Source organism: Actinomyces sp. S6-Spd3, from assembly GCF_000758755.1.
In the GTDB taxonomy this organism is placed as follows: Bacteria; Actinomycetota; Actinomycetes; order Actinomycetales; family Actinomycetaceae; genus Pauljensenia.
Genome location: NZ_JRMV01000073.1, coordinates 1 through 511 on the forward strand (window position 1 = coordinate 1; position 511 = coordinate 511).

The 511-nt window shown below is 58.3% G+C and carries 2 protein-coding genes; both read right to left on the minus strand.

Annotated features, from left to right (window positions below; all coding sequences use genetic code 11):
• The coding region (locus HMPREF1627_RS00460; RefSeq protein WP_034500068.1) for a response regulator at window positions 1-327 on the minus strand (327 nt) is incomplete at its 3' end.
• Window positions 324-511 (minus strand): ATP-binding protein (locus tag HMPREF1627_RS10075; RefSeq protein ID WP_199805853.1); only part of this gene is annotated, 188 nt, incomplete at its 5' end. The genes HMPREF1627_RS00460 and HMPREF1627_RS10075, both read right to left, overlap by 4 nt.

Sequence of the window (511 nt, forward strand, 5' to 3'; positions counted from 1 at the left end):
TAGTTCTTGGGGCGAAAACGGTTTCGCAATGTAGTCGTCGGCTCCCGCCTCAAGGCCAGCAACGCGCTGCGCGGTGTCACCAAGCGCTGTGAGCATAATGATGGGCACATTCGAGCTCGCTCGAATCCGTTTGGCGAGGGTTGCTCCGGAAATGTCGGGCAGCATGAGGTCGAGGATTACGAGGCTAACCGGCCGGCTTTGGAAGAGTTGCCATGCGTGGGCAGCGTCGTGCGCGGTGACTGTGTCAAACCCGGCTGTTTCGAGGGCGAAGCTGACAATTTCTGTCATTTGCCTCTCGTCATCGACAACGAGTGCAAGGTATTTCATTTGCGCTTCCTAACCGGCTGCGTTGGAGTGTTTGGGAGGAGAACGTGAATGGACGTTCCGCGCCCCCACAGGCTATCTACAAGCACTTCTCCGCCGTGAAGTGTAACGATTCTATCGACGATTGCGAGGCCGAGGCCGGCGCCCTGCCCGGCGGGTGTTTGTCCGTTTGCTCCGAGTTGCTGGA